This is a genomic window from Campylobacter sp. US25a (assembly GCF_004379075.1).
Taxonomy (GTDB): Bacteria; Campylobacterota; Campylobacteria; order Campylobacterales; family Campylobacteraceae; genus Campylobacter_D; species Campylobacter_D jejuni.
This window is the reverse complement of the sequence record NZ_RYYM01000121.1, coordinates 1-319: the sequence shown is the minus strand read 5'-3', so window position 1 is coordinate 319 and position 319 is coordinate 1. Positions and strand designations below refer to the sequence as shown.

General features: G+C 28.2%; 1 pseudogene. It reads left to right on the top strand.

Annotation, left to right across the window (positions count from 1 at the left end):
* Positions 1–272: pseudogene (locus ELQ12_RS10005) on the top strand (tRNA 2-selenouridine synthase); the annotation flags it as partial.
* Positions 273–319 lie beyond the last annotated feature (47 nt).

Genomic DNA, 319 nt, shown 5'->3' with positions numbered 1-319 from the left:
TTAAAGCATATATGGGTGAAGAAAACTATAAAAAATTAAGACCTTATTTAGGTATGACAACTTATTATGTGTGTGAGGGTAAAAAATATCCTGTTGTTTTTGATACTATGATAGATTATAAAGTAAAAAGCTATGGATTATTTGGAGATGAAGGAAGAGGATTTAGCTTTTCTAGCATTAGTCGTAAAAGTGCAGGAGGAGGACATTTTCATTATTTTACTAATGGTAAATTTATAAAAAGTGATGAAAAATATACAGGACAAAGTTACTGATGAATCCTAAAGAACTTATCTCTCAAATCAAAGACTATGCTAATATA